Source organism: Kribbella soli (assembly GCF_004331345.1).
Classification (GTDB): Bacteria; Actinomycetota; Actinomycetes; order Propionibacteriales; family Kribbellaceae; genus Kribbella; species Kribbella soli.
Genome location: NZ_SJJZ01000006.1, coordinates 522066 through 547276, shown reverse-complemented (window position 1 = coordinate 547276; position 25211 = coordinate 522066). Strand labels below are relative to the sequence as shown.

The following is a 25211-nucleotide window of genomic DNA, read 5'->3' as shown; positions in this document are numbered from 1 at the left end:
GCCGACAGTTCCAGGTGCACCGCTTCCTGTTGCATCGCTTTCTGTTGCATCGGTGGATTCGCGCGGCCAGGATGGGGAGTTCCGTCGGCGAGGAGGAGATTCCGGTGTCACGTCGCGACGATCTGTCGGGGGTTCCGCTGCTCGGGCGGACGATTGCGCCGGAGGGATCCGGCCTCGTTCTCGCCGAGTGGGAGGCCGCGGGACGTACGTCGGACGCGGTGGCGTGGCAGGCGCCGCTGCATGTGCATCACACCGACGACGAGGCGTGGTACGTGCTGTCCGGGACGATGCGGATGCGGATCGACGGCGAGGACTACGACGTACCGGCCGGATCCGGGATCGTCGGGCCGCGCGGCGTGCCGCACACGTTCGGCAACCCGGGCGAGGAGCCGGCGCGGTACGTGCTGGTGATGTCGGCGACGACCCACGCGATGCTGCGGGAGTTGCACGGCGGGTTCTCGGGTGACGTGGCGGCGCTGTTCGAGAAGTACGGGTGCTCGCTGCTCGGGTGATCAGCCCGGGAGTACGACGTCCAGCACCGGTACGTCGACCGGCAGGTACTTGACCAGGGCAACGTTCTCGCGGATCAACTCGTCGCGCAGCGCCGTACCCGTGCGGCGATCGATCACGGTCCGCCAGATCTCGTTGCGCCGGAAGTAGTCCGCGCCGACCCGCAGGAACCGCTCCTCCTTGGCGAACACCCGGTACGACTCCGGGCCGGCGACGTCCGCGCGGATCTCGCCCTCCAGATAGCGGTCGCCGACGTCGACGCGTAGCTGGAACGTCTGGTCGGTGTCGTTGCGGAACTGCAGGTCCACGTAGTTGTAGACGATGCTGCAGCCCACACCCCACGGCAGCACCCGCCCGTTGTCCGGGAACGGGTCGAAGCTGTGCGTGGACCGCTGCGTCACGGTCAACGGCGAGTGCAGAACCATCCAGTGCAGCAGATTCGCCAACTGGCAGATGCCGCCGCCGATCCCCGGTTCGGCCCGCCCGTTCGACAGCCGCATGCCCTTCACGTACCCCTTGCGACGGGTCGCGTTGCCGACCACCTTGTTGAAGGAGAACGTCTCACCCGGCCGGATCACCAGCCCGTCGACCTGCGCGCAGGCGAGCTTCAGGTTCGTCACCTTGTTGTGCTGCATCCACATCTCGGTTTCCCCGAGCTGCCGCAACAGCAACGACTTGTGCCGCTTGATCCGCACCGGCAGGTCGTTCACATCGCGCGTCCCGGCGTACGGCGTACTGGACCTCATCCACTCCAGCCGCTTGGCGGCCCGGTGATAGCGCACTGCCAACGGATACAGCAGCCGAACGCGCTCGCTCCACCGCCGCCGACGCACCGCCGGAAGAACCCGCGCCCGCTCAGCCGCACTCAACTCCCGAACATCAACCTGCCACGCCGACATGGCCGCTGTGCTGTCCAACATCCCACTACCCCCGAACAAGAAGACCCCGGTCACCGTACGCCGCCCGCCCCCCAACCACATGACAAAACCCCCACAATCAAATTGCGCCTCCCACCCCACCAACCCTGAACACAAACCCGCGACGAACAGCCACAAACCGACCTTGCGCATCCACTGGAGCGCGCACAGGAACCGGTGCCCGGCGAGAGCAACCGGGGCGGATAGACAGGAGCCAGGGTGGGCAGACAAGAACTGCGCCTGGGCATCCGCTGGGGTCCGGACGGGACTGGGGGCTGCCGACAGGAACCGGGGGCGGGGGACCTGTTATTTCCTGTCTCCTGCCACCGCGGCGTCTCCGCACCTCCGTGAAATGTCCCGGAACCAGCCGCCCGTACGGCGCATGCCTGGGCCGTACGGGGATGACGGGCAGCCACGGCTGTCCTGCTGCCTCTCCAACGGCCGCGGAGCTCTAGCCGAGTTCGAGCGCAGTGCAGACCCAGCGGTTGCGGCGGACCTCCAAACGGAACGCGACCGCGCGCGACCGCTGCCCGTGCCGAACGTGCGCGGCGACCTCGGCGATGCACGGCTCCGGCATGAACACCCGCACCGAACGCACCGTGCTCTTCTCCTTCGCCCCGCGCGTACCCGCGGTCGAGTTCATCCCGAGCTGCCGCACCCGCCGGTTCAGCTCCATGAACACCACGTCATCGGTGAACCGCACCAGCTGCGAGATCGGCCGATCCCCCGCCAGCACCTCCGAAACCGCCTGAGCCATCCGAGCTCCCCAAACCCGAACCTCCGGCAACACCGGCGCCGCCCCCGCCCGAAGATCCGGCCGAGCAACCCCACCCCGCCCCTCACCAACAACCGCGCCGCCACCAGCCACGCCCTCGACAACACCCGACCCGTTGCCGGAGGTGGTGCGAGAGGTGACGTCGGCCGACGTGATGTTGGAACTGGTGTCGGCCGCAGTGTTGGTGGGAGTGGTGTCGGTCGAGGTGGTGTCGGTTGTCTTGAGCGACGCCTGGGCCCCGTCAGGTTGCCCAGGCGCCGCGACCGTGTGCATGGCGCCCGCACCTGGCGGCACCACGCTGAGCGTCCGGCCCTGCTCCGTCGCCGCACCGCCGTGCCCTTCCAAAGCGGGGACGACGGCCGCGCTGCTCTGCGCTTCCGGAGCCGGTGCGATGGTGGCGCCGCCGTGTTCTCCGCGGGCGAGGGCGATGGCCGCGCGGTCCTGCTCTTCGGGAGCGACGGCGGTCAACGCGTTGCCGTGCTCTTCCGGAGAAGGTGCGGGTGCGGGTGCGGTGTGGGGCTGGGGAGTGGCAAGGGCGTCGATGCTCGACAGGTGCCGCGGCGCGGACGCGACGCCGAGTCGCGTGATCGCCTGCAGTCGCAGCGCCAACGCCCCATCCGTCAGCTCCCCGGCGTACCGCGCGGTGGCCGGCACAGTGTGCCCACCCAAACCTCCACTAACCGACGCCAACCGAGGCTGAGCCACCGCAGCCAGCATCCCCAACACATCCGTCCCAGCAGCAGCCGCCGCCTCAGCGACCGCAGTCTCGGCAGCCGTGGCAGTCGGCATCGGCGTACCCGCGGCAGTCGGCGTCGCCGTGTCCGTGGAGGTCGGTGTGTCCGGCGTCGTCGGCTCGGGGTGAGGGACGGGCTGCGGGGTTGCCTTGGATGAGGTCGGGGTTGGGACGGCCATGGGAGCCTCCGTTGCGTCCGTGTGGGTGGGGGCGGGGTCTTCTTGAGCGGCGCGGGCTCCGGTGCGGTCCGTCGTACGGGTGGGGACGGCGGTGAGAGGAGCAGCGGGCTGGAGGTCTTCCAGCGGGAGGTCTTCCGGCTGGAGGTTGTGGGACTGGCTCATGTCACTGCTCCTGGGGGTGGGGCGGGAGGTGGTCGCCGGTGGGTACGGGCGGGATGCGGAGGACCTGCCCGGGGAGGATGAGGTCGGGGTCGTTCCCGATCACGTGGCGGTTCGCGGCGTACCAGTCCGGCCAGCGGGCGGCGATCGCGTCGGCGGTCGCGCCGGGGCCGAGTTCGCGGGCGGCGATGTTCCAGAGCGAGTCGCCTTTCCGTACGACGATCCGCACGGGGACGGCTGGCCGCAGGTCGGTGTACCGGGTCGGCGCTCCGGCGGTTGGCCGATCCGGCACACCCACGCGCCCACCCGCGGGTACGTCGATTCCGTCCTTCTGTCCGCCACCGGTCGTTGCGTCCGAGCCCACGGCTCCGCTCGAGGTAGCGGTCCGGCCAGACGCCGTACGCCTGCCATCCGCCTGCCCAGTACGCCCGCCGTCTGCCTGCCCAGCCGTGTCCGCGCCAGTGGCGTTCGGCCGACCCGAGGTGGGGTGCCCGGCGGCGGTCCGACCGGCAGAGGGGCGACCGGCGGTCGGGTTGCCAGTGGTGGAGTGCTCCGGGGTGGAGCCGCCGGGTGTCGAGTCGCCGGGTGTGGGGTGGCCCGTAGCGGAACGGCCGGTGGTCGGGTTGCCGGTGGTGGAGTGCTCCGGGGTGGAGCCGCCGTGGGTGGGGTCGCCGTGGGTGGGGTGGCCGGGTGCGCTTGGGTGGCTCGGGGTGCGGGTGGTGGGGTTGTCCGGCGTGGGGGTGGTGGGACGGTTCGGAGCGTCTGGGGTGGGGTTGCTCAGGTGGACCTGGGAGGGCGGCTCGGTGGTGCGGTAGTCGGTGCGAGCCTGGGGAGTTTGTGGCGTGGAGTGGGTGTTGGCGATCTCCACGGTGGAGCGGGGTTCGGTCGCACGGTAGTTGTTGGTGTTCTGACGGGGAGCCGTGCTGTCGGCGCTCGTGCGGTGCAGGCCGGTCTCCGGGCCTCCGAGCTCCACGGTCGATGCGGGCTCGGTAGTCCGGTAGCCGGCGCGGTTCTGAGTGGCCTGCTGCGGCGAGGTCTCGGAGTCGCCGATCTCGACTGTGGAGTGGGGCTCGGTAGCGCGGTAGTTGTGGGCGGATTGATCTGCCGCGGTGTTGCTGCCGCCGAGTTCCACGGTGGAGGCGGGTTCGGTGGCGCGGTAGTTCGTGCGGCTCCGGGCCGCCTGTTCCGGCGAGGTTCCGGAGCCGCCGGTTTCGACGGTTGAGGTGGGTTCGGTGGAGCGGTGCGACGTGTCCGTGCCGCCGAGCTCGACTGTGGAGCGGGGCTCGGTGGAGCGGTAGGAAGTGTTCGGGCCGCCGAGCTGGACCGTGGAGCGGGGTTCGGTGGCGCGGTAGTTGGTGGATTGGGTGGCCGAGGAGGGCTGGGTCCACTGGCTGACGTGGGCGGTGTCGCCGGGGGTGGCGTGGGCGGCGCCGACGGTCAGGGGAGTGACGGCGGCTACGCCGAGGCCGGAGCGGAGTAGGGCGCGGGCGGTCTTGGTTGTGATCCGGCCCGCGACTTCTCCGGCCAGTGTCCCGACCGCACCGGGGAGCTGCTCGAGCGCCGTGAGTACGACGGCCAGTACCAGCCACCCGTACGCGATCCACGCGATTGTCCCGACCGCGAGAAGGGTCAGCGAGTCCAGGTCGTACGTCCGCAGGCCGCTGATCGAGCCGGCGGTGATCCACCGCAGCAGCAGGCCGAGCCCGGCCAGTCCGACCAGCGCGAGCGTGCCTTTGATCACCCGGATCATCGCTTTCATCTCGCTTTGCCCCCGACCTATGAGTTTGCGTTAGTTTGCGTTGGCTTGACCACTATAGACCGGATCTACGGCAGCTTTGCAAGTCCTTAACGCACGCTGCGTCGGTTTCCGCTGCGGACAGTGACCGTCGCAGGGCGCGGTGGCGCCTGGGACCGGTAGGTTCACGGTCATGCGGTGGGATGCGTTGTTCGCGGACCTGGAGTCGCAGTTCGAGGCGCTCCAGGAGAGTGATCTGTACGGCGAAGTGGCCGATCGGATCCGCGCCGAGGTCGGGAAGATCACGGTGCTGGACCGCCTACGCGGGGCGGTGAACACCGTCGTACGCGTCGAACTGGTTGACGCGGAGCCCGTCCGTGGGCTGCTCAGTCGGGTCGGGAAGGACTGCCTGCTGCTCGAGACCGAGCGCTACGAGGAGTGGCTGATCCCGGTTGACGCGCTGGTGGCCATACACCGGCTTGGGCCGTGGGCGGAGCCGGCGGTCGGAGCTGTCGAGGGGAAGCTCGGACTCGCACACCTGCTGCGGGGGATCGCCCGGGACCGTTCACCGGTCACCCTGTTCTGCAGTGGAGGTGGTCCGGTCACCGGCACCATCGACCGGGTCGGCGCCGACTTCCTGGAAATCGCCGAGCACCCCTTGGACGCACCCCGCCGCCGCAGCGAGGTCTACAACGTTCGACTGGTCCCCACCCAAGCCCTCCGCGCCCTACGCCGCCGCTAACTCCCAGACAGCTGCCGAGGCAGTGCACCCCGCGCGGGGTGCGGGAACAGGCAATTGCCTGTCCCCAGTCACGCCGGCCTGTCCCCAGCCTCCACCTCCTGCGCCCAGCCCGCCGGCGTGCGCCCGACCCCGGCGCCACCTCGCCGGGGCAGTGCACCCCTTCCGGGGTGTGGGAACAGGCAATTGCCTGTCCCCAGACACGCCGGCCTGTGCCCAGCCTCCAACGTCCTGCGCCCAGCCCGCCCGGCGTGCGCCCGGACCCGGCGCCACCTCGCCGGGGGAGTGCACCTCTTCCGGGGTGTGGGGACAGGTAATTGCCTGTGCTCAGCCCTCATTTCCGGTGCCAAGTCCGCCAGCGTGTGCCCCCGCCAGCGTGTGCCCCGCCGGGGTGGGAACAGGCAATCGCCTGTGCCCAGACACGCCGGCTCGTGACCCAGCTCCAACCTCTGTGCCCACCCCGTCCGGCGTGTGTCCGGACCCCGGCGGCAGCTCGCCGGGGGAGTGCACTCCTGCCGGGGTGTTGGGACAGGTAATTGCCTGTGCCCAGTCCCCTCTGTCTGTGTTCAGGCCCCATTTGCTGTGGCCAGACTCCACGGCGCCAGCTCGCCGGGGGAGTGCACCCCTTCTGGGGTGTGGGGACAGGTAATTGCCTGTGCCCAGTCCCCTCTGCCTGTGTTCAGGCCCCATTTGCTGTGGCCAGACTCCACGGCGCCAGCTCGCCGGGGGAGTGCACCCCTTCTGGAGTGTTGGGACAGGTAATTGCTTGTGCTCGGTCCCCACTTCCTGTGTCCAGGCCCCGCTTCCTGTGCCCAGCCCTATCTGCCTGTGTTCGGGCGCCATTTCTTGCGTCCAGGCCCCTCGGCGCCAGCTCGCCGGGGGGTGGGGGCTAGAGGTTGGCGTCTTCTGTTGTGTCGGCTTCTTCGCCGAAGGGGTGGGTGTCTATGAATTGCTTGGTTTCGGTGTAGAGGCGTTCGATGTACTTCTCCAGCTCGGTCGACTCGACTCGCCACTGGCCGCGGCCGCCGATCTTGACGGCGGGGATGTCGCCGCGGCGGACCAGTGCGTAGACCTGGTTGGCGGAGATGTTCAGGACCTCGGCGACGTCGGCGAGCTGGAGGAAGCGGGGACCCGGCATCGTCGTGCTCCTTCGGATAGTGGCTGGTTCCTTCAGTTTGCCACGGTTGGCGAGTGGATGACCGAGTTTGTCCCCAGGCCATGACAGCCTGTGGATGACCGTTCACCCTGCGAGCGGCAACCAGGCAGAATGTCCCGGGATCAAAAGGGCAGCGATCCACCGACTGGGGAGACGAAGTGGTCGAGACAGCAGTGCGAAGTGGCTTCGGGGCGCCGGCCGCACCGGCTCAGCGCAACCGGAAGGCGCGCTGGAAGGACGGCCGCTTGGTGCTCGGCGTGCTGCTGGTCGCCGTCACCGCGCTGGCCGGCGCCAAGCTGCTGTCGTCCGCTGACGACACCACCACGATCTGGGCGGCCAAGCACGAGCTCAAGGCCGGGACCCCGCTGACCAACGACGACTTGACCACGGTCCGGGTCCGTTTCACCAGCGGTGACGACTCGGGGCGGTACCTGTCTGCCGACGCCGATCTGAAGGGTCTGGTCGTCGGCCGGACGGTCGGCCAGGGCGAGTTCGTGCCGAAGGATGCCGCCGTACCCAAGTCTGATCAGGACCGCACCGAGTTCCCGCTGTCGGTGGCGGCTGGTCGTCTGCCGTCCGACACGGCGCCCGGCGATGTGGTGGACGTGTGGGTGGTGCCGAAGGAGGAGGGCCAGCCCGCCCGGCCGCTGTGGAGCAGTGTCCGCGTGTTGCAGATCGACTCCGTGAAGGGTGTCGCCGGCGGTTCGGCGCGCAGGCAGGTGACGATCGCCCTCGCCTCGGCCGATCTGCCGCGTATCCCGGCCGCCCTCACCGCGATCAGCGCGGGCGAGCCGACCCTGGTCCGGAAGGACGGCTGATGTCGGTCCCAGTCCTGCTGGCCGTTACCGGGGCGCCGTGGGAAGCAGACGTCGTACGGCGGACCGAGGGCGCTCCCGGGATCCGGATCGTACGGCGGTGTGTCGACGTCGCTGACGTGATGGCGGCAGCTGCGAGCGGTCAGGCCCGCGCGGTGCTGCTGGCCGACGCGCTGCCGCGGCTGTCGTCCGATGCGGTCGCCGCACTGTATGCCCGCGGTATCGCCGTGCTCGCCTTGGTCGACCCGACGGAGACCGGTGCGCCGTTCGGCGCCGAGGATCGGCTCAGCCGGATGGGGATCGAGCGGATCCTGCCCGCCGACGTGAGTCCGGCGGACCTCGGCCGGGCGGTCTCCGATGCGGTGGAGGCCGGGCCGCCGGTCACCAGTTCGCACTTCGCGGGCGGTTTCGTCCCGCTCTCGCCGGAGAATGCCGGCAACCCCCAGCCGGCCGCCTTCCCGCAGGGCACCGGCCGGTTGGTTGCGGTCTGGGGTCCGACGGGCGCGCCCGGGCGGACGACGGTCGCGGTCAACCTCGCCTGTGAACTGGCCGCGAAACGGGTCCCGACGCTGCTCGCGGACGTCGACGTGTACGGCGGGACCGTGGCGCAGATGCTCGGGATGCTCGACGAGACCTCCGGCCTGGCCGCCGCGGCGCGATCGGCGTCGAACGGCTCGCTCGACATGGTGATGCTCGCCCGGCACGCGCGGGAGGTGAACCCGCATCTGCTGGTGCTGACCGGACTCAGCCGGGCCGACCGGTGGACGGAGCTGCGGCCCGCGGCGGTCGAGGCGATCTGGTCGACCGCGCGGACGCTGGCGCCGATCACGGTGGTGGACGCCGGGTTCTGTATCGAGACCGACGAGGAGATCTCGTTCGACTCGCTGGCGCCGCGGCGCAACGGGGCGACCGTGGTGACGCTCGAGGAGGCCGACGAGGTCGTTGTCGTCGGTACGGCGGACCCGGTCGGCCTGACCCGTCTGATCCGGGCGGTCCACGACCTGCGTGCCGTCGTACCGTCGGTCAACACCCGTGTCGTGGTGAACCGGCTGCGTTCCGGGTCGCTCGGCGGCTCGCCGGGTGACGCGGCGCTGGACGCGCTGCGGCAGTACGCCGGGATCGAGAACGCCGTCCTGCTGCCGTACGACCTGGGTGCGACGGACACCGCGGTCGCGCACGGGCGCAGCCTCGCCGAGGCCGCGAAGTCGAGCAAGCTCCGCAAGGCGTTCCAGCAGCTCGCCACGGCGGTCGCCAACGACCTCCATTCCGTCCCCGCCTGAACCCCGGAGACTCAGGGTCGAGTCGGTGGGGATCTGGGGGACATCCCCGCCGACAGCAGGGCCGTGATGTGCCAGGGTTGGAAGTACTTCGACCTGCACTTGAGGGAGCGTCATGTCCGATGTCCAAGGCCGGCCGCGGAGCTCGATGAGCGTCGAGCGGCGGTATGGGATCGCCATCTCCGTCGCTCTCATTCTCGGCGGGGTGTACTGGGCGCTCACCGGACTGACCGAGGGCACCAAGAACAGCCAGACCAGCTACCCGGTGCAGGGCAGCTCGCTGCTCGTGAAGGGCGGCTCCGCGACGGTCGAGGTGCGGCCCGGTGACGGGACCGAGATCAAGGTCGACCGGCAGTCCGAGCGGAACGTGTTCGGCTCGGACCCGAAAGAGAAGTACGACGAGAGCGAAGGCAAGCTCGAGCTGGAGAGCGGCGGTTGCGGATTCCTGTCGTTCGGGTGCAAGACGACGTACGTGCTGACGGTGCCGCGGGACCTGAAGCTCACGGTCGAGAGCAGCAGCGGGAACATGACGGTCAACGGGATCGAGGGCGCGACCAATCTGAAGACCAGCTCGGGTGACATCGAGGTGCACGATGTCGGCGGACCGCTGGAACTCAGGTCGAGCTCGGGTGATCTCGAGGGTGACGGGCTCAGCGCTACCTCGGTGACGACGCACAGCAGCTCCGGTAGTACGTCGCTGGACTTCACTGAGGCGCCGCAGACGGTCGAGGCCAAGACGAGCTCCGGCGACGTCTCGATCCGGATCCCGTCCGGCACCGAGGCGTACAAGGTGGACACCGATACGTCGTCGGGCGACGAGGCGGCGAACGTGAAGATCGATCCGAACTCGAGCCGGACGATCACCGCGAAGACGTCCTCGGGAGACGTCAGCATCGAATACAACCACTGACCTTCACCTCGCTCGGCAGAGCGCGCACGGTGTGTGAGGGTGAGGGTCGGGAGGGTGAGGGGGAACGTCGTCTGAGTAGGCTTGCGCGCATGGTTGAGGTGCGGGCGGTGCCGCGTGGTCTGCTGGTGGACTGGGGCGGAGTGCTCACCTCGGGCCTGGAACCGGCGCTGCGGCGCTGGGCGGAACTGGACGATTTCGACTTCGATTCCTACCTCGAAGCCGTCATGAAATGGCTCCCTTCCGAGAGCGTGACCGCCGAGCTCAACCCGGTGCACGCCCTCGAACGCGGCCAGATAGCCGTTCCCGACTTCGAGCGCAAGCTGGCCTCGATCCTGGTCCGCCGCGACGGTACGCCGGTGCCCGCTGAGGGACTGATCGAGCGGATGTTCGCGCACTTCGAGCACCAGCCCGCGATGTCCGCGCTGGTCCGCCGCGTCAACGAGCACGGGATCCGGACCGCGCTGCTGTCGAACTCCTGGGGCAACACCTACCCGCGGGACACCTGGGACGGGATGTTCGACGACATCGTCATCTCCGGTGAGGTGGGCCTGCGCAAACCCGAGCCGGAGATCTTCCAGCTCGCCGCCGAGCGGCTCGGCCTGGAGCCGGCCGAGTGCGTGTTCATCGACGACCTGCAACTCAACGTCGACGGCGCCCATGCGGTCGGGATGACCGCGATTCTTCACACCGAGTACGACGAGACCCGGCGAGCGCTGGAAACCCTGTTCGGAGCCGACCTGACGTGACCGTGACCACCCCTCCCTCCTCCCCAACTCGTCCGGCCGGTCGTCGTCGCGTCGTCATCGCGATCGCCGGATGCGCGGTCCTCGTGGCGCTCGGCGCCTGGATCGGCCACCTGTACGGCGGCATGATCGACCTGCGCGTCTACCGGATGGGCGGCTCGGTCCTGCTGCACGGTGACTCGTTGTACGACGCGAAGCTGCCCGGCGGTTCGAACCTCCCGTTCACCTACCCGCCGTTCGCGGCGATCGCGATGGTCCCGCTGGGCGCCGTACCGTGGGGTGTCGCGCTGGTGGTCTGGACGACGATCTCGGTGCTCTGCATCACCGCGCTCTGGCGGGCGAGCCTGACCAAGACGTTCTGGTCGTTCGTCACCCAGCGGAAGCGTACGGCGGTGCTGATCGCGCTGACCGTGCTGTCGCTGCTGCTCGAGCCGGTCTGGCAGACGATCCAGTTCGGCCAGATCAACCTGTTGCTGACCGCAATGATCCTGTTGGACCTGATCCGGCCGAACGACGCGCGTCTGCGCGGGTTCTGGCTCGGTGTGACGATCGGCATCAAGCTCACCCCGTTGCCGTTCCTCGCGTTGCTGGTGGTCACGAAGCAGTGGCGGGCGCTGCGCAACGCCGTACTGGGGTTGCTGGCGACGATGGCGATCGGGTTCGCGATCGTGCCGCACCAGTCGTGGCGGTACTGGACCGATGTGATCCTGGACGCCAACCGGGTCGGCGGGATCGCGTACACGGGCAACCAGTCGTTCAACGGGTTCCTGCACCGGATCGGTGACGAGGCGAGCTGGGTGCAGCCGACCTGGTTCGTGCTGTCGGCCGCGTTCGGGCTGGCGGTGCTGTGGCTGGCCCGGAAGTACTGGCTCGCCGACGAGCGCGTGACCGCGATCTCCGTGATGGCGCTCGCGGTCCTGTACGCGTCGCCGATCTCGTGGAGCCACCACTGGGTGTGGATCATCCCGCTCGGCGTGAGCCTGATCCGGGGCGTCAACCGCGTCTGGGGCCTCAACCCCGCGGTCGTCACCGGCGTACTGTTCTACGGCCTGTTCGTGCTGCGCTCGATCTGGTGGGTCCCGTTCCGCGACGACCGCGAGCTCGACTGGAGCTTCTGGCAGTCGATCCCCGGGAACTCGCACCTGATCGTCGGGATGATCGCGTTCATCCTGCTGGTCATCACGAGCCGGAGTCTGCCGAAGCCGTCAACCCCCGAAGCGGACCCGCCAGCCTGACCGCCAGGTCCGCGTCGACGTACTCGACCTCAAGAAGCAGTACGTCGACGCTCGCACGGAACGCGCGCCGCAGCTCCTCCACGTCCAGCGACCGCACCAGCGTCGCCTCCACGGCAGAGGTGCTGTCCGACGGCAACAGATGCAGCCCACGCCCCTGCGAGTGCGGTACGCCGTAGCGCAGGCACATCAGCGTCAGCACGTGATCCCGCACTCCACTGATCATGTACTCCGCCTGCCACGCCTTACCGCGCGCGATACTCGACCGCGCATGCAGTGCGTACAGCCACGCCATACCGACGACGTCGACGGGTGCGGGTGTACTCCACTGCGGCTGCTCCACGGCCTCGCCGAAGAGCAGTCGGAACGTGGGGCCGAGTGCGCCGAACTCCTCGGCCGGGGCGAACGCGATGTCCACCTGCAGCGTGGACTGCAGCAAGAACACCCGGTAGACGGTGCCACGCGACCAGACGTCGGTGTGATGGACCGCGGCGTGCTCGCGGTACATGCGGTCCGTCCAGTCGGCCAGAACGCCGGACTGGTCCGCGTCTGGTGCGAGACCGAGTGCCAGGTCGATGTCCGACCACCTGTCCTCGGTACGCGCCGCAGCGGAGCCAGTGAGCGCAGCACTTGCAACGCGCGCGTCCGCCCGAGCCGCCGCGACCAGTGCGTCGCGGAGGTTCGAGCGTTCGGCTGGGGTGTACATCAGGACGAGAACAACAGGAGCAGGCCGCCGCAGGTGTAGCCGACCATGACGACCAGCAGCGGGAGCTGGCCGGCCAGGGCCTTCGCACGCGGGAACAGAGCGACCGCGCGGTCGTGGGCCGAGGTGACTCCGAGCAGGTGACCGCAGACCACCGCGAGGACCTGGATGACCGAGATCGCCGTGCTGTGGTTGGTGATGCTGGTGTTCACCGCGAGGAGGCCGGTGCCGAAGATGTTGGCGCCGTTGCTCAGCGGGTCGCTCAGGTAGATCAGCGTCCGCTGACCCTCCAGGATGAACAGGGTCAGGTAGTGCGCGACGACGTACCCCAAGGCGATCGGTACGACGGAGTGCGCGAACAGGCCTGGTAGCGAGGTCCGCGAGCTGTCGGAGAGCCGGCCGGCCAGGATCGTCGCGCCGGAGTACGTGACCAGCACGAACAGGATGAAGACGATCAGCGCGCCGGTGCCGAGCCACGTCATCGAGATGTCCTGGTTCTGCGCCCAGCCGATCCACGCGGACGAGTTCGAGAACCCGTCGTACGCCGTGGAGCCGAGCAGCGCCGCCACCATCCCTACCAGGCCGGGCTGCACGCGAAGGCCGTCGAGGTTCTCCAGCGGCCGGCGGACCACGAGCAGTCCGTCGGTACGGCGACCCCACGGCGACAGGCGCGACATCAAGGTCGCGTAGGCCTCGAACGGATCGCCCTGCGCGAACCAGCGGTCCCCGAACAGGACCGCTCCGAACATCGTGATCACGATGTACAGCGCGATCCACGCCTGCAGTACCGGGATCGTGGCCCGGTCCGGCGCGACCAGCTCCAGCCAGGTGAACGCGAAGATGCCCAGCGCGGCCGGCCACAGACCCACCCAGGCCGGAAGCTCGAGCAGACCCTTGGACGGCGGCTGGCGGAGCAGCTTCGACAGCAGCAGGTGGAGGGTACGCAGCGGGTTCAGCGTCCGCCAGACCGGGCCGAATACCAGTGAGATCGGCACCAGCCCGACCCAGACCAGGATGTAGATGAAGCCGAAGATCGGGTTCGTCAGCCGGTCGACACCGAAGACCAGCGACACCATCGCGTACAGGAAGGTCGCCAGCCCGAGCAGCCGGACGATCCACCGGAACCAGCCGGCGTCGACCGTCCGGGTGATTGCGGTCGGCAACGGTACGCCGGATGCGTTGCCGCGGTACTTCGGACTACGCCAGGCCAGCCCGAGTACGACGAACGACAACGCGACCGCGACCGCGGCCCCACCGACGGCCAGCCCGAACGGAACCGGCAGGTCCTGGCGACCACCGATCCCGTGCAGCGGCAGCAGGAGCGGGACGGTCACGAGACAACGAGTTTGGCGACGAGCTTGCCGCTCTTGTGGGTCTCGACCTCGAAGGTGCCCTTCATGTTCGCGGTGAACTTGACCGAGGCGGGCTTGCCCGGGGCGAGCTCCAGTTCCTTGTCGTACCCGTGGATGTGCAGCTCCTCGGCGGTGTCGCTGACCGCCTTCACCAGCACGGTCTGGCCGGCCTTCACCCTGATCGTCGCGCCGCTCGGGTTGACCTTGCCGTTGGCAACGGTGACGTCGACGGTGACGTCCGCCTGCTCACCGGACGGGTCGGCGGTGTTCGACGGCGAGCTCGTGTTCGGCTTGCCCGGGGTCGGGGTGTTGGTGGGGAGGGTCGACGTCGGCGAACTGGCCGGGGCGCTCGGCGAGGGGGAGGTGGTGCCGCCGGTGTCGTCGCCGCCGCAGCCGGCCAGGACCAGCATGCCGAGGGCGGGCAGAAGAGCGGTGGCGGCACCGCGAGTGAGCGTCGAACGCATCGGTCCAGGAGCCTTTCAAGGGGTCATGTGACATATCCAGGTGCGAGACGCACCCTCTTGCCTGACGAACACGAATAGCTCAGTGTTCCCGTACGGCCAGTGTCGCAGCCCACTGTCGGCAGGGGCAGCTAGGGTGAGATTCCGTCGAACTGAGAGGAAGGTGACCGCGGTGCCCGACCGGTTGACGTCGCTCGACCTCACCTTTCTCAAGGCCGAGTCGCCGGCCACCCCGATGCACGTCGGGACGGTCGACATCTTCGAGCCGCCGGTGCACGGTGACGAGGGGTTCGACTACGAGAGTCTGGTGGCGCTGATCCGGGACCGGATCACGTTCGTGCCGAAGTACCGGCAGCGGGTCCAGCACGTGCCCGGCCGGTTCGCCGGGCCGGTGTGGGTGGACGACGAAGAGTTCGACATCACCTTCCATGTCCGCCGCTCCGCCCTGCCGCGGCCCGGCACGCACGCGCAGCTGCTCGAGCTGGTCGCCAGGATCATGTCCCGGCGGCTCGACCGGGCCCGCCCGTTGTGGGAGATGTACCTCGTCGAGGGCCTCCAAGGCGACCGGTTCGCGATCATCGCGAAGTCCCATCAGGCGCTTGTCGACGGCAACAGCACGGTCGACATCGGCCAGGTGGTGCTGGACTCGACGGCGCACCCCAAGGACACGCCGACGGACACCTGGCAGCCGGAGCACCCGCCGTCCGCGCTGGAGCTGCTCGCCGGGGTGTTCGCCGACGCCTCCAAGCATCCGAGCGCGGTCCTGGAGCTGGCCCGTGCCGAGATGGCCAGCCTGACCGGCTCCACCTCGGTCCGCGAGGTGCTCGGCGGCGTGGTCGGCTCGCTGGTCGCGCAGCGGCACGCGCAGGAGAGCTCACTGCATGTGAAGACGTCGGGTCAGCGGCGGTTCACCACCGTGCAGACCGACCTGGAGGACTACCGGACCGTCCGCGCGGCGCACGGCGGCACGGTCAACGACGTGATCCTCGCCGTGGTCGCGGGCGCGTTCCGGGCCTGGATGATGACCCGTGGCGAGGGCGTCGGGCCGACGCGGAGCGTGCGGGCCGTGGTCCCGGTCAGCATCCGCGACGACGAGGACGACGAGCCCACCTCGCTCGGCTCCCGGGTGATCGCCTCGAGCGTGAGCCTGCCGGTCGGCGAGAACTCCCCGGTCATGCGGCTGCACCAGATCTCGTACCAGACCAAGGTGCACAAGGACACCGGCCGCGCGGTCAGCGCCCGCTCGCTGGTCGGGATCGCCGGGTTCGCCCCGACCACGCTGCACGCGCTCGCCGCGCGGGTCGCGACCACCACGGTCCGGCCGATCGACGACGTGGTGATCACCAACGTGCCGGGTCCGCAGTTCCCGCTGTACGCGCAGGGTGCCCCGATGCTCGCGTCGTACCCGGTGGTTCCGTTGATGCCCGGTCAGGGCCTGTCCGTCGGCGTCACGTCGTACGACGGGAAGGTGTACTACGGTCTGAACGCGGACCGCACGGCCATGCCGGACCTCGCTGTTTTCGCCCAATGTGTGACCGATGCGCTGGACGAGTTGCTGGACACCACCAGGGGCAGCCGGAACCGGGCTTCCCGGGGCCGGAAGAAACAGACCAAGAAGGCGGGCTCATGAGGGTCTACGTCCCATCCACGCTCCACTTGCTGAGCGCGGCGTGCAACGCCGGCGAGGTCGGCCCGGCGCCGCTGACGGCGTACGGCGTGACACCGGCACTGCGCGAGTGGTACGTCGAAGGCGACGACGAGGAGCTGGAGTACGCCGCGATGGCGCAGGCGGCCCGCGCCTCGGTCGGACTGCTGGCCGCCGATCCGGGCACCGCACGGAGACGGGTGGTGATCGCGGCCGAGGTCAGCGCCGTACCGCCGGCCGACGGGTCCGTGGAGCTCGGTGACGCCCGGCTGGAGCTGCACGTGGTGATTCCGTGGCGGTCGGTGGCGTCTGTGCACCTCGACGCGGCGCAGGCGACCACGGTGATCGGCAAGGCCGTGGAACTCTGGGACGCAGCCCAGAGCGGTGATGACAACGCTGTGTTCGCCCTCGATTCGTGCGAGGGTGAAGACCTGTTGTGGTACGCGACACAGGAGATCCCCGATCTGCTCGCGGCGGAGGGGCCGCGCGGCGGACAGCGCACTTAGGGAGCTGATGGCGATGCAGGCTATCTGGAAGGGGGCCATCTCGTTCGGGATGGTGACGATCCCGATCAAGGTGTTCTCCGCGACCGAGGAGAAGGACATCTCGTTCCGTCAGGTGCACGTCGCCGACGGGGGCCGGATCAAGTACAAGCGGATCTGCTCGATCGACGGCGAAGAGGTGCCGTACTCCGACATCGGCAAGGGCTACGAGATGCCGGACGGCCGGATGGTGGTGCTGGACTCGGACGACTTCGCCGACCTGCCGCTGTCCAGCAAGAAGGTCATCGACGTGCTGGAGTTCGTGCCGGCCGACCAGGTCGACCCGCTGTACCTGGGGAAGTCCTACTACCTGGCGGCCGACGGCGGACCTGGTGCCAAGCCGTACGTGCTGCTCCGGGACGCGCTCGACGGGTCCGAGCTGTATGCGCTGGTCAAGGTCGCGCTGCGGTCCCGCGAGAGCCTCGGGCTGCTCCGGACGGTCGACGACGTCCTGGTGCTGCAGGTGATGCTGTGGCCGGACGAGGTCCGGGACAAGTCGTTCGCGGCGCCGCCGGAGGACGTGGAGATCCGGTCCCAGGAGAAGGCGATGGCGTCGTCGTACATCGACACGCTGCGCGGTGAGTTCGACCCGGGCCAGTACCACGACGAGTACCGCCAGGCGCTGGAGAAGGTCGTCCAGGCGAAGGCCGAGGGTGTGCCGCTGCCGGAGTCCGAGGAAGAGGAGACAGAGGGCGCCGAGGTCGTCGACCTGGTGGCCGCGCTGCGCGCCTCGGTCGAGGCTGCGAAGGCGCGCCGCGCGGGCGGCGGGTCCGGCGAGGCCGAGGCCAAGAAGGCACCCGCGAAGAAGGCCGCGGCGAAGAAGGCACCGGCCAAGAAGGCGGCTGCCGCCAAGAAGGCCCCGGCGAAGAAGGCCGCCAAGAAGGCTACGAAGAAGTCCGCATGAGCGAGCGCAGCGAGCGAACAAAGGGTAGAGCCGAGCGAACAGAAGTCCCGAAGGACATCTCGGAGATCCCGGTCGATCCGAACGACGTGGTGGTGAAGCCGGGGGCGTTCCTGCTGGAGCTGATCCCGGTGCCGGTGTCCGACATCGACCGGGCGAAACAGTTCTACGTCGACCAGTGCGGCTTCCACGCCGATGTCGACGTACGGCCGGCCGACGGCGTGCGCATCGTTCAGCTCACGCCGCCGGGCTCGTACTGCTCGATCGCCCTGATCCAGGGCGTGCCGACGGTCGAGATGCAGCCGGGCAGCTTGCGTTCCCTGCACCTGGTCGTGAAGGACATCGAGGCGGCCCGCGAGGAGCTGATCGGCCGCGGCGTCGAGGTCAGCGGGACCGAGGATCTCGGCGGCGTGTTCTACGCCTGGTTCAAGGACCCGGACGGCAACACCTGGGCCCTCCAGCACATGCCCTGGCGCCGCTAGCCCTACCGCCCCAAGGGCCGGCGCCTCGGAATCACCTTCCGCCGGCGGATGAGCCAGCCGTCCGGCGTCCGCACGACGACATCCTCGTAGACGAGGCTGGCGCAAGTCCCGTCGGCCATGATCCCGATGGCTTTGGACCGAGCGGTGACCTCGTCGGGCCCGACCTCGGTCAGCACGATGTTGGTCACGTGATGCCCCACCGGATTGTTCTCGCCCAGTGCCAGCCCCGCGTCCCACAGCGCCGCCCGCCCGGCGATCACGCCACCGCCGAGATCCGACACGTCGTACTCCACGTCCGGCGTGAACAACCTGTCGTGCCGCTCCCCGCTGTCGACGAGATGCCCGTGCAGATTGATCAGATCGGTAATGGCGATCCGGTCGGCCGCGTCCATAGTTGCTCCTAACTGGGGAAGTCCCCGATTAGTGCTAGTGTAACCAGGGATGTCCCCAGTTAAGCCGCTGCGGGCCGACGCCCGGCGGAACCGCGATCAACTGATCGGCACCGCACGGGCGGTGTTCGCCGAGTTCGGCACCCAGGCGCCGCTGGACGAGATCGCGCGGCGCGCCCGGATCGGCAACGCGACGCTGTACCGGCACTTCCCGACCCGGGACGACCTGATCGTCGCCGTGTACGCCGAGGAAGTCGCGGAGCTGTGTGAGGTCCCCGAGGTGGATGATCCGCTCGACGGGCTGTTCGACTGGCTGGACGCGTTCGTCCGCCATGTGACCGAGAAGGGCGATCTGGCTCGCAGCCTCGGGCCGTCGGCGCGGCGGTCCGGCTTGCACGAGGAGTGGCATGCGGCGATGTCCGAGACGGTCGGGCGGCTCGTCGATCGGGCCCAGCGGGCAGGGGTGCTGAGGGCGGACGTCGACCCGATGGACCTGCTGCAGGTCGCCGCCGGAATGGCCGGTGCGGAGCCGGCTCGAGTGAAGCGGATGCTGCACATGGTGCGGCGTGGGGTGGGTACCTCCCGACCGGACCAGTAGCTCTCGTGGTCGGATTTGTGGTCAGGTTCGTTTCCCGTGGTGAGTCATGGCACCATGCTTGTGTCATCAACGGGCAGGCCGCCCACCCACACCGGCCCCCACCCAGTAGAGGAGCTTGCACGATGGATGCGGTTACCGCTGTTCCGACGCCTGCCAACGAGCCCGTCAAGGGGTATGCGCCTGGTTCCGGGGAGCGGGCGAGCCTGGAGGCGAAGCTCAAGGAGTTCACCGCGGCGGGTGCGATCGACCTGACCTGCACGATCGGCGGCGAGCAGAAGCTGGGTGGCGGTACGCCGATCGAGGTGGTGCAGCCGCACAAGCACGCGCAGGTGCTCGGCACGCTCGGCAACGCGACCGAGGCGGACGGCAAGGCTGCCGTCGACGCGGCGCTGGCGGCCGCTCCGTCGTGGCGTTCGCTGTCCTTCGACGACCGCGCCGCGATCTTCCTGAAGGCCGCCGACCTGCTGGCGGGCCCGTGGCGCGACACTCTGAACGCGGCCACCATGCTCGGCCAGTCCAAGACCGTGCAGCAGGCCGAGATCGACGCCGCCTGCGAGCTGATCGACTTCCTCCGGTTCAACGTGGCGTTCGCGCGGCAGATCGTCAGCGACCAGCCGATCTCGTCCCCGGGCGTGTGGAACCGGGTCGACTACCGGCCGCTCGAGGGCTTCGTCTACGCGATCACGCCGTTCAACTTCACCGCGATCGCGGGCAACCTGCCGACCGCGCCGGCGCTGATGGGCAACACCGTGGTGTGGAAGCCGTCGCCGACGCAGCAGTTCGCGGCGCACTGGACGATGCGGCTGTTCGAGGCCGCGGGCCTGCCGGCCGGCGTGATCAACCTGGTCACCGGTGACGGCATCGACGTCAGCAAGGCTGCGTTGACCCACCCGGATCTGGCCGGCATCCACTTCACCGGCTCCACGAAGACGTTCCAGTCCCTGTGGGGCACGGTCGGCACGAACATCGCGTCGTACAAGACCTATCCGCGGCTGGTCGGGGAGACCGGCGGCAAGGACTTCATCCTGGCGCACCCGTCCGCGGACCCGGCGGTGCTGAAGACCGCGATGGTGCGCGGCGCGTTCGAGTACCAGGGGCAGAAGTGCTCGGCGGCCTCCCGTGCGTACGTCGCGCGCTCGGTGTGGGACCGGATCCGGGACGACATCGTCGCGGAGACCGAGGCGATCACGATGGGCGATGTCACCGACCTGTCGAACTTCATCGGCGCGGTGATCGACGACCGCGCGTTCGCCAAGCACAAGGCGGCGCTGGACCGGGCCCGGGCGACGGACTCGATCGAGGTCGTTGCCGGTGGCACCTATGACGACAGCGAGGGGTACTTCGTCCGCCCGACGCTGCTGGTCTCCGACGACCCGACCGACGAGATCTTCACGACCGAGTACTTCGGCCCGATCCTCGGTGTGCACGTGTACGACGACGCGGACTACGCCAGCGTGATGCAGGGCATGGAGCACTCGGCGCCGTACGGGCTGACCGGTGCGGTCATCGCGCAGGACCGGCACGCGGTCGCGGAGGCGGCGGAGTACCTGCGGTTCGCGGCCGGGAACTTCTACGTCAACGACAAGCCGACCGGTGCGGTCGTCGGGCAGCAGCCGTTCGGCGGCGCGCGGGCGTCCGGCACCAACGACAAGGCCGGCTCGATGTGGAACCTGATCCGCTGGGCCTCCCCGCGGTCGATGAAGGAAACCTTCGCCCCGCCGACGGACTACCGCTACCCGCATCAGGGTTGATCGGGGATTACCCGGGAATCGGCGGCCGGTGGGAGTACTTCGGCCGGATCCGTCGTTTCCCGGGTATGCATGCGACTGATCTGCACCTGGAACCGAACGAAGCCTCCGATCTGTGCCGCGTCCTCTCGCCTGACGAGCTGGCGCGGCACGGCTGGGACCGGGCGTTCGTCACCGTCTTGGACGAGACGACCGCGGAGGACGCGCTCGCGTTACTCGTGCACTCAGTTGGAGCGGCACTCGATGAGGGCTGGTCGGCTCGGCGGATCCACGCCGACGCCGGCCTGAGCGCGGGCAAGACCGAGGACGCCGAGGCGTGTGCCGCCCGCGACGGCTACGTCTACCTGCTCGGCTCGCAGTTCGGGAAGAAGGCGGGCCCGCTGTCGGCCAAGCGGTCCTGGATCGCTCGGGTCGCGGAGCAGTCGATCGCTGGTGACGGGCCCGTCTCGATGGAGATCGTGCGGTTCCGGTTCGGTCTGCACCGGGCGGTCAACGATGCGCTCGCCGACGTGGACCTGCTCCCGGTCGGGCGGCTCGGACGGCAGGCGTACGTCGAGGCGACGATCGCTCGTGGACAGTTGAAGGCCAAGAGCTGGGACGGGACGGTTCGCGCGACCGATCACCCGATCAACATCGAGGCGGCCGAGTTCCGTGCCAACGGCAACCTTTTGCTCGGGCTGCGGTACCCGGTGACGGCCGACGGACACCCGGTGCTGGTGGAGCTCGAGAACGTCGGCGAGCTGTTCGACGATCCGGACGCCGTACCGCGTTGCGGCAATGTCTGGATCCTTGGCGATGCCGGCAGTGTGGAGGCGCCGGTGGGGCTGCGAGCCCTTGATACGCGGGGCGACGATGTGTTCGACGCTGTTGTCGGGGACCTCGACGCGTCGGGCAAGTCGGCCACGGTACTCGCGGACCATCCGGAAGGTGCTCGCGCGGACTCCGAGCACATCCGCTTCGAGCTGCCGCCCGAGGCCGGTGGGGTGGTCGGCAGCAAGGTGGTCCACCACTTCGGCGATGTCCGCCGGGTCGAGGGTGTCGCGGTCGACGACGAGGGCCACGCCCACTACGTCATCGACGAGGAAGGGCATGTCGCCCTCCGCACGCTCGTCTTCGAGTGACGGCTGCGGACGAGCGGCGGCGGATGCGGAGCGGTGGGCGGTCTCGGCTCAGGTCGCAAGCCCCCGCCGTACCGTGATGTAGAAGGTGGTCAGGTCGTCGATCAGTGCCTCGACCTGTCGCGGAGCGGTGAGGTCGGCGTCCAGCAGCCAGTCGGAGACCAGGTCGAACATGCCGCCGATCAGCCCGATCGCCACGCTGTGCCGTGCCGCGCGCTGCTCCTCGGGCTGCGGTCCGTCGTACCGGTCCCAGAGCTGGATGAGGAAGCCGGCCGCCCACCGCCGGTTGGTGCGGCGCTGCCGTTCGACCGACTCCGAGATGCCGGACGCCATGCCGAACGTGACCTTGGTGATGCGCGGATCGTCGACCAGTGCATGCACGAAGATCGCGAGCAGCCGCGGCGCCTCCTGCCGCTCGTTCCCGGTCGCCTCCGCGGCGGCCTCGGCCATCCGCTCCTCGAGGCGTTCCGAGGTCCGCCGGAGCAGCGCCAGGTAGCACTCCTCGCGGCTGGTGAACAGCTCGTAGAAACTCTTCGTCCCGATGTACGCCGTACTGCAGATCTGCTCGATCGACGTACCCAGGTAACCGTTCGCGGCGAACAACTTGAGCGCCGCGTCCAGCAGCTGCTCGCGTCGTTCGGCCCGGCGTTGTCCGGCGTCCAGTCCCCGTATCGTGCGACCCATGCGCAGGACACTACCCCGAGTGGCGGATCTGTAACCGACAGGTCTTGTTTTGAACACGAGCTCTTGTTTGTAACCCGCAGACGTGCTCCACTACCCGTGATCTACTGATCACTCATCGATACTGCCACGGGGAGTTGTCATGCGATACCGCCTCCGCAGAACCGCTGCGGGCCTGCTCGCCGCCGTCCTGTTGACCGGAGCCTTCACCTCCGGCTCCGCGACCGCCTCCGGCACCGCGACGACGGCCGGTGCGGCGGTGTCCTCGGGGTTCGACGACTGGACGTGCAAACCGTCGGCCGCGCATCCGAACCCGCTCGTTCTGCTGCACGGCCTCGGCGGCAACGGCCCCGGCAACTACTCGTACCTCGGCCCGTTCCTGGCCGCGAAGGGCTACTGCGCCTTCACCCTCACCTACGGCCAGGCAACCCCGGCGATCCCGGTCGGCGGCACGGTCCCGATCGCGCAGTCGTCCGCGGAGATCGCCGCCTTCGTCCAGCGGGTTCGCACGGCGACCGGCGCGGCGAAGGTCGACATCGTCGGGCACTCCGAGGGCAGTTTCCAGTCCATCTACGGGCCAAAGGTCCTCGGGTACGCCGCTCAGGTCGGCAAGGTGGTCGCACTGGCGCCGCCGACGCACGGTACGACGTTCGGCGGGCTGGTCAGCGTGGGTGACTACCTCGGCCTGGGCCCGCTCGTCGACCAGGTCCTGCGGCAGTTCGGCTGCCCGGCCTGCGACGAACTCATCGTCGGCGGCTCGGCCGTCGCGAAAATGACCGCGGGTCCGATCGCGCAGCCAGGCGTGAAGTACACCGTGATCGCATCCCGTTTCGACGCCCTGGTGACGCCGCACGAGACCTCGTTCATCCGCGAACCAGGCGTGACGAACAAATACGTCCAGGACGCCTGCCCTCTGGACCCGGTCGGCCACGTCGGCCTGGCGTTCGACCCAACCGTCGCCCAACTGGTGGCCAACGCCCTAGACCCCGCCCACCCGAGGCCGGTCATCTGCGCCTTCGGCCCACCGCTGTAGGTCCGGTACGGCGTCTTATTCGGAGGCGGCGACACACGCGGTTGCCTATCCTCGCCACCGTGACACCCGACGAGATCAGCACGTACGAAGAGACCCTCGGGGTGCTGGGGGACATTGACCATCGGGTTGTGGAGCGGGTGCTTCGAGAGGCTGGGTGGTCGCCTTGTGGGGCGGGGGATTGGGCGGTTGCGTTGCGGGCTCCGGACGGTCGGGCGGCTGCGCGGATCAGTCCGTTCGATCTGGTCGCGCCGTACACGGTCGCGTTGTATCGGGAGGCGGCGCACACCCGCCAGGTACCGCGGCTGTTCGCGCATCGCCGACTGGTGGGCGGCGGGGACCTGCAGATCATGGAGTGGCTCGAGCCGGTCGATGCGGACGAGGCGGCTGGGTTCCACCGGGCGCTGGCGGCGCGCGAGCCGGAGGTTGCCGAGCTCGCGGACGTCGTACGGCGGGTGCACGAGCGGGGGCGCCGGGACCAGCCGTGGTTCGCGCCGAAGCTGGATGACAACCCGGACAACATCATGCGCAACGCGGACGGCCGGCTGGTCGCCGCGGACCTCTTCGGCGCCGACGGCCCGAGGCTCTACGCGGCGGTCGTCGACGATCCGCATCTCGTAGTAACAACCATCCCCGAGCCCGAACGCCGTTTCATGACCGACATCCCCCTCACCAACACCGGCCCATGGCCCCCCGAAGTACGCGCAGCCATGCACGAATCCCTCACCACCGCCGACACCACACACCAGGCGTAGTCGCGCCATCAACTGGGTGTGGGGAGCCCCGGCGGGGGTGTGAGACAGGTTATTGCCTGTGCTCTGGCCCTGGGGGTTGTTCGCACGCCCGGGGTGTGGCGTCGGGAGAGTTAGGCGGATTGGTGGAGTTGTTGGGTGGGTGGGTCTACCAGGAGGGCGGAGCCGCATTTGACGCAGATCCACTCGTCGGGCTCGTCCACCAGGTAGTCCGACGGCTCGATGCGTTCGAACGGCATGACGGTCGCGCAGAACGCGCAGTACTGGGCCGCGTCGGTCGTCGACGGGGTTCGATCGTGCTTCTTTCGCAGGGAACTTCGCATCAGAACGGGTCACCTCCGGTGCAACACTTCTTCTCAGGTTGCCACCGGAGGCGACCCAGTCAGCGCAACGACACGGCCCGGTCGGGCCCGGGTGTGGGGTGGGGGACTACTTGCCGCTCCAGTCGTGGCCGAGGTCGTGTTCCTTCTGCAGGCCGGAGCGGATGGCGTCCACGACGAACGGCTCCAGTTTCTTGCCGATCAGAGGGACGGCGACCTTGACGTCGAGGTCGATCGCCTGGACGGTCTGAGCGCCGTCCTGGCCGATCCGCGCGGTGCCCTTCAGGGTGACCGGGGTGTTGGCGATCTCGCCGGACACGTCTGCGGACCGCGAACCGTCGGCCGCGGCGGCGTGCCAGGTCTCGGTCTGAACGACGGTCAGGGTGTCGCCGACGAACTTCCGGGCCATGTCGGGGATGTCGGTGGACTCCATCTGGCGGGAGACCCGGACGACCGTGTCGGTACCTGACGTGCTGACCGTGACGTCGTACGACAGCGCCTTGGTCTTCTCGCAGGCCTGCTCGCGGAAGGCGGTGTCCGTCACGATCGCGAACACTTCCTCGGGGGTGGCGTCGTACGACGCCGACATCTTCAGCTCCATGCCCGTCA

The 25211-nt window shown here is 69.0% G+C and carries 27 protein-coding genes; 16 read left to right on the top strand and 11 right to left on the bottom strand.

Annotated elements, in window-relative coordinates:
• The first annotated feature begins 104 nt into the window (after nt 1-104).
• A complete protein-coding gene (locus tag E0H45_RS41715; RefSeq protein ID WP_165546792.1) occupies nt 105-512 on the top strand; it encodes a cupin domain-containing protein in 408 nt (135 codons plus the stop codon).
• Here the strand turns inward: E0H45_RS41715 and E0H45_RS41710 are convergent, their stop codons facing one another.
• The 3 genes from E0H45_RS41710 to E0H45_RS43755 form a co-directional block, all read right to left on the bottom strand.
• Nucleotides 513-1430 (bottom strand): VanW family protein, encoded by a 918-nt coding sequence (locus tag E0H45_RS41710; protein ID WP_238155702.1) that lies wholly within the window; start codon nt 1428-1430, stop codon nt 513-515.
• A 448-nt stretch (nt 1431-1878) separates the two neighbouring features.
• Nucleotides 1879-3276: an Rv3235 family protein gene (locus E0H45_RS41705; RefSeq protein WP_131348225.1), complete on the bottom strand. Its 1398-nt coding sequence runs from the start codon at nt 3274-3276 to the stop codon at nt 1879-1881.
• Nucleotide 3277: 1 nt separating this feature from the next.
• On the bottom strand, nt 3278-5023 hold the full coding sequence (locus tag E0H45_RS43755; RefSeq protein ID WP_202872759.1) for a LysM peptidoglycan-binding domain-containing protein: 1746 nt from the start codon (nt 5021-5023) through the stop codon (nt 3278-3280).
• A gap of 178 nt (nt 5024-5201) precedes the next feature.
• Between E0H45_RS43755 and E0H45_RS41695 the strand changes: the two genes are divergently transcribed.
• Nucleotides 5202-5750, top strand: coding sequence for a hypothetical protein (locus E0H45_RS41695; RefSeq protein WP_131348223.1), 549 nt, complete (start codon nt 5202-5204; stop codon nt 5748-5750).
• An 886-nt stretch (nt 5751-6636) separates the two neighbouring features.
• Here E0H45_RS41695 and E0H45_RS41690 read toward each other — a convergent pair.
• A complete protein-coding gene (locus E0H45_RS41690; protein ID WP_131348221.1) occupies nt 6637-6885 on the bottom strand; it encodes a helix-turn-helix domain-containing protein in 249 nt (82 codons plus the stop codon).
• A 176-nt stretch (nt 6886-7061) separates the two neighbouring features.
• On the opposite strand from E0H45_RS41690, the gene E0H45_RS41685 reads away from it, so the two are divergent.
• From E0H45_RS41685 to E0H45_RS41665, 5 genes are all read left to right on the top strand, one after another.
• Nucleotides 7062-7721 carry a CpaB family protein gene (locus E0H45_RS41685; protein WP_131348219.1) on the top strand — a complete coding sequence of 220 codons (660 nt, stop codon included), beginning with the start codon at nt 7062-7064 and terminating at the stop codon, nt 7719-7721.
• A complete protein-coding gene (locus E0H45_RS41680) occupies nt 7721-8998 on the top strand; it encodes a CpaE/TadZ family protein (protein WP_131348217.1) in 1278 nt (425 codons plus the stop codon). The genes E0H45_RS41685 and E0H45_RS41680 overlap by 1 nt, the downstream gene beginning before the upstream one ends.
• 112 nt (nt 8999-9110) lie before the next feature.
• A complete protein-coding gene (locus E0H45_RS41675) occupies nt 9111-9905 on the top strand; it encodes a DUF4097 family beta strand repeat-containing protein (RefSeq protein WP_131348215.1) in 795 nt (264 codons plus the stop codon).
• Between the two features lie 89 nt (nt 9906-9994).
• Nucleotides 9995-10651 carry an HAD family hydrolase gene (locus E0H45_RS41670; RefSeq protein ID WP_131348212.1) on the top strand — a complete coding sequence of 219 codons (657 nt, stop codon included), beginning with the start codon at nt 9995-9997 and terminating at the stop codon, nt 10649-10651.
• Nucleotides 10648-11883, top strand: a complete 1236-nt coding sequence (locus tag E0H45_RS41665; RefSeq protein WP_238155700.1) for a glycosyltransferase 87 family protein — start codon at nt 10648-10650, stop codon at nt 11881-11883. The genes E0H45_RS41670 and E0H45_RS41665 overlap by 4 nt, the downstream gene beginning before the upstream one ends.
• Here E0H45_RS41665 and E0H45_RS41660 read toward each other — a convergent pair.
• Genes E0H45_RS41660 through E0H45_RS41650 form a run of 3 tightly spaced genes read right to left on the bottom strand, consistent with a single transcriptional unit; the run spans nt 11828 to nt 14399 of the window.
• Nucleotides 11828-12586, bottom strand: a complete 759-nt coding sequence (locus E0H45_RS41660; protein ID WP_131348210.1) for a nucleotidyltransferase domain-containing protein — start codon at nt 12584-12586, stop codon at nt 11828-11830. The two genes, E0H45_RS41665 and E0H45_RS41660, sit on opposite strands and share 56 nt — an antisense overlap.
• On the bottom strand, nt 12586-13917 hold the full coding sequence (locus E0H45_RS41655; RefSeq protein ID WP_131348208.1) for a hypothetical protein: 1332 nt from the start codon (nt 13915-13917) through the stop codon (nt 12586-12588). Before E0H45_RS41655 ends, E0H45_RS41660 begins: the two co-directional genes overlap by 1 nt.
• Nucleotides 13914-14399 (bottom strand): cupredoxin domain-containing protein, encoded by a 486-nt coding sequence (locus E0H45_RS41650; RefSeq protein ID WP_131348206.1) that lies wholly within the window; start codon nt 14397-14399, stop codon nt 13914-13916. Before E0H45_RS41650 ends, E0H45_RS41655 begins: the two co-directional genes overlap by 4 nt.
• A gap of 169 nt (nt 14400-14568) precedes the next feature.
• Here E0H45_RS41650 and E0H45_RS41645 point away from each other — a divergent pair, with 169 nt between their 5' ends.
• The 4 genes from E0H45_RS41645 to E0H45_RS41630 are packed head-to-tail and all read left to right on the top strand — an operon-like array spanning nt 14569 to nt 17966.
• The gene (locus tag E0H45_RS41645; protein WP_131348204.1) at nt 14569-16026 is read left to right on the top strand and encodes a WS/DGAT/MGAT family O-acyltransferase; all 1458 of its coding nucleotides are present in this window, start codon (nt 14569-14571) and stop codon (nt 16024-16026) included.
• Nucleotides 16023-16547 carry a DUF6912 family protein gene (locus E0H45_RS41640; RefSeq protein ID WP_131348202.1) on the top strand — a complete coding sequence of 175 codons (525 nt, stop codon included), beginning with the start codon at nt 16023-16025 and terminating at the stop codon, nt 16545-16547. Before E0H45_RS41645 ends, E0H45_RS41640 begins: the two co-directional genes overlap by 4 nt.
• A gap of 7 nt (nt 16548-16554) precedes the next feature.
• Nucleotides 16555-17487, top strand: coding sequence for a non-homologous end joining protein Ku (gene ku, locus E0H45_RS41635; RefSeq protein WP_238155699.1), 933 nt, complete (start codon nt 16555-16557; stop codon nt 17485-17487).
• Nucleotides 17484-17966, top strand: coding sequence for a VOC family protein (locus E0H45_RS41630; protein ID WP_131348200.1), 483 nt, complete (start codon nt 17484-17486; stop codon nt 17964-17966). Before ku ends, E0H45_RS41630 begins: the two co-directional genes overlap by 4 nt.
• Nucleotides 17967-17968: 2 nt before the next feature.
• Here E0H45_RS41630 and E0H45_RS41625 read toward each other — a convergent pair whose 3' ends face one another.
• A complete protein-coding gene (locus tag E0H45_RS41625; protein WP_131348198.1) occupies nt 17969-18358 on the bottom strand; it encodes a nuclear transport factor 2 family protein in 390 nt (129 codons plus the stop codon).
• 49 nt (nt 18359-18407) lie between these two features.
• Between E0H45_RS41625 and E0H45_RS41620 the strand changes: the two genes are divergently transcribed.
• The 3 genes from E0H45_RS41620 to E0H45_RS41610 all read left to right on the top strand — a co-directional run bounded on the left by E0H45_RS41620 (nt 18408) and on the right by E0H45_RS41610 (nt 21822).
• Entirely contained in the window at nt 18408-18953 is a 546-nt protein-coding gene (locus E0H45_RS41620) for a TetR/AcrR family transcriptional regulator (protein ID WP_131348196.1), read from the top strand.
• Between the two features lie 122 nt (nt 18954-19075).
• The gene (pruA, locus tag E0H45_RS41615; protein WP_131348194.1) at nt 19076-20704 is read left to right on the top strand and encodes an L-glutamate gamma-semialdehyde dehydrogenase; all 1629 of its coding nucleotides are present in this window, start codon (nt 19076-19078) and stop codon (nt 20702-20704) included.
• Between the two features lie 65 nt (nt 20705-20769).
• Nucleotides 20770-21822, top strand: coding sequence for a hypothetical protein (locus tag E0H45_RS41610; protein ID WP_131348192.1), 1053 nt, complete (start codon nt 20770-20772; stop codon nt 21820-21822).
• 48 nt (nt 21823-21870) lie between these two features.
• Here the strand turns inward: E0H45_RS41610 and E0H45_RS41605 are convergent, their stop codons facing one another.
• The gene (locus E0H45_RS41605; protein ID WP_131348190.1) at nt 21871-22503 is read right to left on the bottom strand and encodes a TetR/AcrR family transcriptional regulator; all 633 of its coding nucleotides are present in this window, start codon (nt 22501-22503) and stop codon (nt 21871-21873) included.
• A gap of 139 nt (nt 22504-22642) precedes the next feature.
• Between E0H45_RS41605 and E0H45_RS41600 the strand changes: the two genes are divergently transcribed.
• Nucleotides 22643-23533: an alpha/beta fold hydrolase gene (locus E0H45_RS41600; protein WP_131348188.1), complete on the top strand. Its 891-nt coding sequence runs from the start codon at nt 22643-22645 to the stop codon at nt 23531-23533.
• 59 nt (nt 23534-23592) lie between these two features.
• Nucleotides 23593-24285, top strand: coding sequence for a hypothetical protein (locus tag E0H45_RS41595; RefSeq protein ID WP_131348186.1), 693 nt, complete (start codon nt 23593-23595; stop codon nt 24283-24285).
• A gap of 110 nt (nt 24286-24395) precedes the next feature.
• On the opposite strand, the gene E0H45_RS41590 is transcribed toward E0H45_RS41595, so the two are convergent.
• Complete coding sequence (locus tag E0H45_RS41590) at nt 24396-24605, bottom strand: hypothetical protein (RefSeq protein WP_131348184.1); 210 nt, start codon at nt 24603-24605, stop codon at nt 24396-24398.
• Nucleotides 24606-24711: 106 nt separating this feature from the next.
• Entirely contained in the window at nt 24712-25203 is a 492-nt protein-coding gene (locus E0H45_RS41585) for a DUF2505 domain-containing protein (protein ID WP_131348182.1), read from the bottom strand.
• Nucleotides 25204-25211: the final 8 nt, after the last annotated feature.

Coding starts and splice junctions, on each gene's coding strand:
- E0H45_RS41630 (WP_131348200.1), top strand. CDS start 17,484: ATGAGCGAGCGCAGCGAGCGAACAAAGGGTAGAGCCGAGCGAACAGAA.
- E0H45_RS41695 (WP_131348223.1), top strand. CDS start 5,202: ATGCGGTGGGATGCGTTGTTCGCGGACCTGGAGTCGCAGTTCGAGGCG.
- E0H45_RS41585 (WP_131348182.1), bottom strand. CDS start 25,203: ATGGAGCTGAAGATGTCGGCGTCGTACGACGCCACCCCCGAGGAAGTG.
- E0H45_RS41600 (WP_131348188.1), top strand. CDS start 22,643: ATGCGATACCGCCTCCGCAGAACCGCTGCGGGCCTGCTCGCCGCCGTC.
- E0H45_RS41705 (WP_131348225.1), bottom strand. CDS start 3,276: ATGAGCCAGTCCCACAACCTCCAGCCGGAAGACCTCCCGCTGGAAGAC.
- E0H45_RS41625 (WP_131348198.1), bottom strand. CDS start 18,358: ATGGACGCGGCCGACCGGATCGCCATTACCGATCTGATCAATCTGCAC.
- E0H45_RS41610 (WP_131348192.1), top strand. CDS start 20,770: ATGCATGCGACTGATCTGCACCTGGAACCGAACGAAGCCTCCGATCTG.
- E0H45_RS41650 (WP_131348206.1), bottom strand. CDS start 14,399: ATGCGTTCGACGCTCACTCGCGGTGCCGCCACCGCTCTTCTGCCCGCC.
- E0H45_RS41670 (WP_131348212.1), top strand. CDS start 9,995: ATGGTTGAGGTGCGGGCGGTGCCGCGTGGTCTGCTGGTGGACTGGGGC.
- ku (WP_238155699.1), top strand. CDS start 16,555: ATGGCGATGCAGGCTATCTGGAAGGGGGCCATCTCGTTCGGGATGGTG.
- E0H45_RS41620 (WP_131348196.1), top strand. CDS start 18,408: ATGTCCCCAGTTAAGCCGCTGCGGGCCGACGCCCGGCGGAACCGCGAT.
- E0H45_RS41660 (WP_131348210.1), bottom strand. CDS start 12,586: ATGTACACCCCAGCCGAACGCTCGAACCTCCGCGACGCACTGGTCGCG.
- E0H45_RS41690 (WP_131348221.1), bottom strand. CDS start 6,885: ATGCCGGGTCCCCGCTTCCTCCAGCTCGCCGACGTCGCCGAGGTCCTG.
- E0H45_RS41590 (WP_131348184.1), bottom strand. CDS start 24,605: ATGCGAAGTTCCCTGCGAAAGAAGCACGATCGAACCCCGTCGACGACC.
- pruA (WP_131348194.1), top strand. CDS start 19,076: ATGGATGCGGTTACCGCTGTTCCGACGCCTGCCAACGAGCCCGTCAAG.
- E0H45_RS41640 (WP_131348202.1), top strand. CDS start 16,023: ATGAGGGTCTACGTCCCATCCACGCTCCACTTGCTGAGCGCGGCGTGC.
- E0H45_RS41710 (WP_238155702.1), bottom strand. CDS start 1,430: ATGTTGGACAGCACAGCGGCCATGTCGGCGTGGCAGGTTGATGTTCGG.
- E0H45_RS43755 (WP_202872759.1), bottom strand. CDS start 5,023: ATGATCCGGGTGATCAAAGGCACGCTCGCGCTGGTCGGACTGGCCGGG.
- E0H45_RS41675 (WP_131348215.1), top strand. CDS start 9,111: ATGTCCGATGTCCAAGGCCGGCCGCGGAGCTCGATGAGCGTCGAGCGG.
- E0H45_RS41605 (WP_131348190.1), bottom strand. CDS start 22,503: ATGGGTCGCACGATACGGGGACTGGACGCCGGACAACGCCGGGCCGAA.
- E0H45_RS41680 (WP_131348217.1), top strand. CDS start 7,721: ATGTCGGTCCCAGTCCTGCTGGCCGTTACCGGGGCGCCGTGGGAAGCA.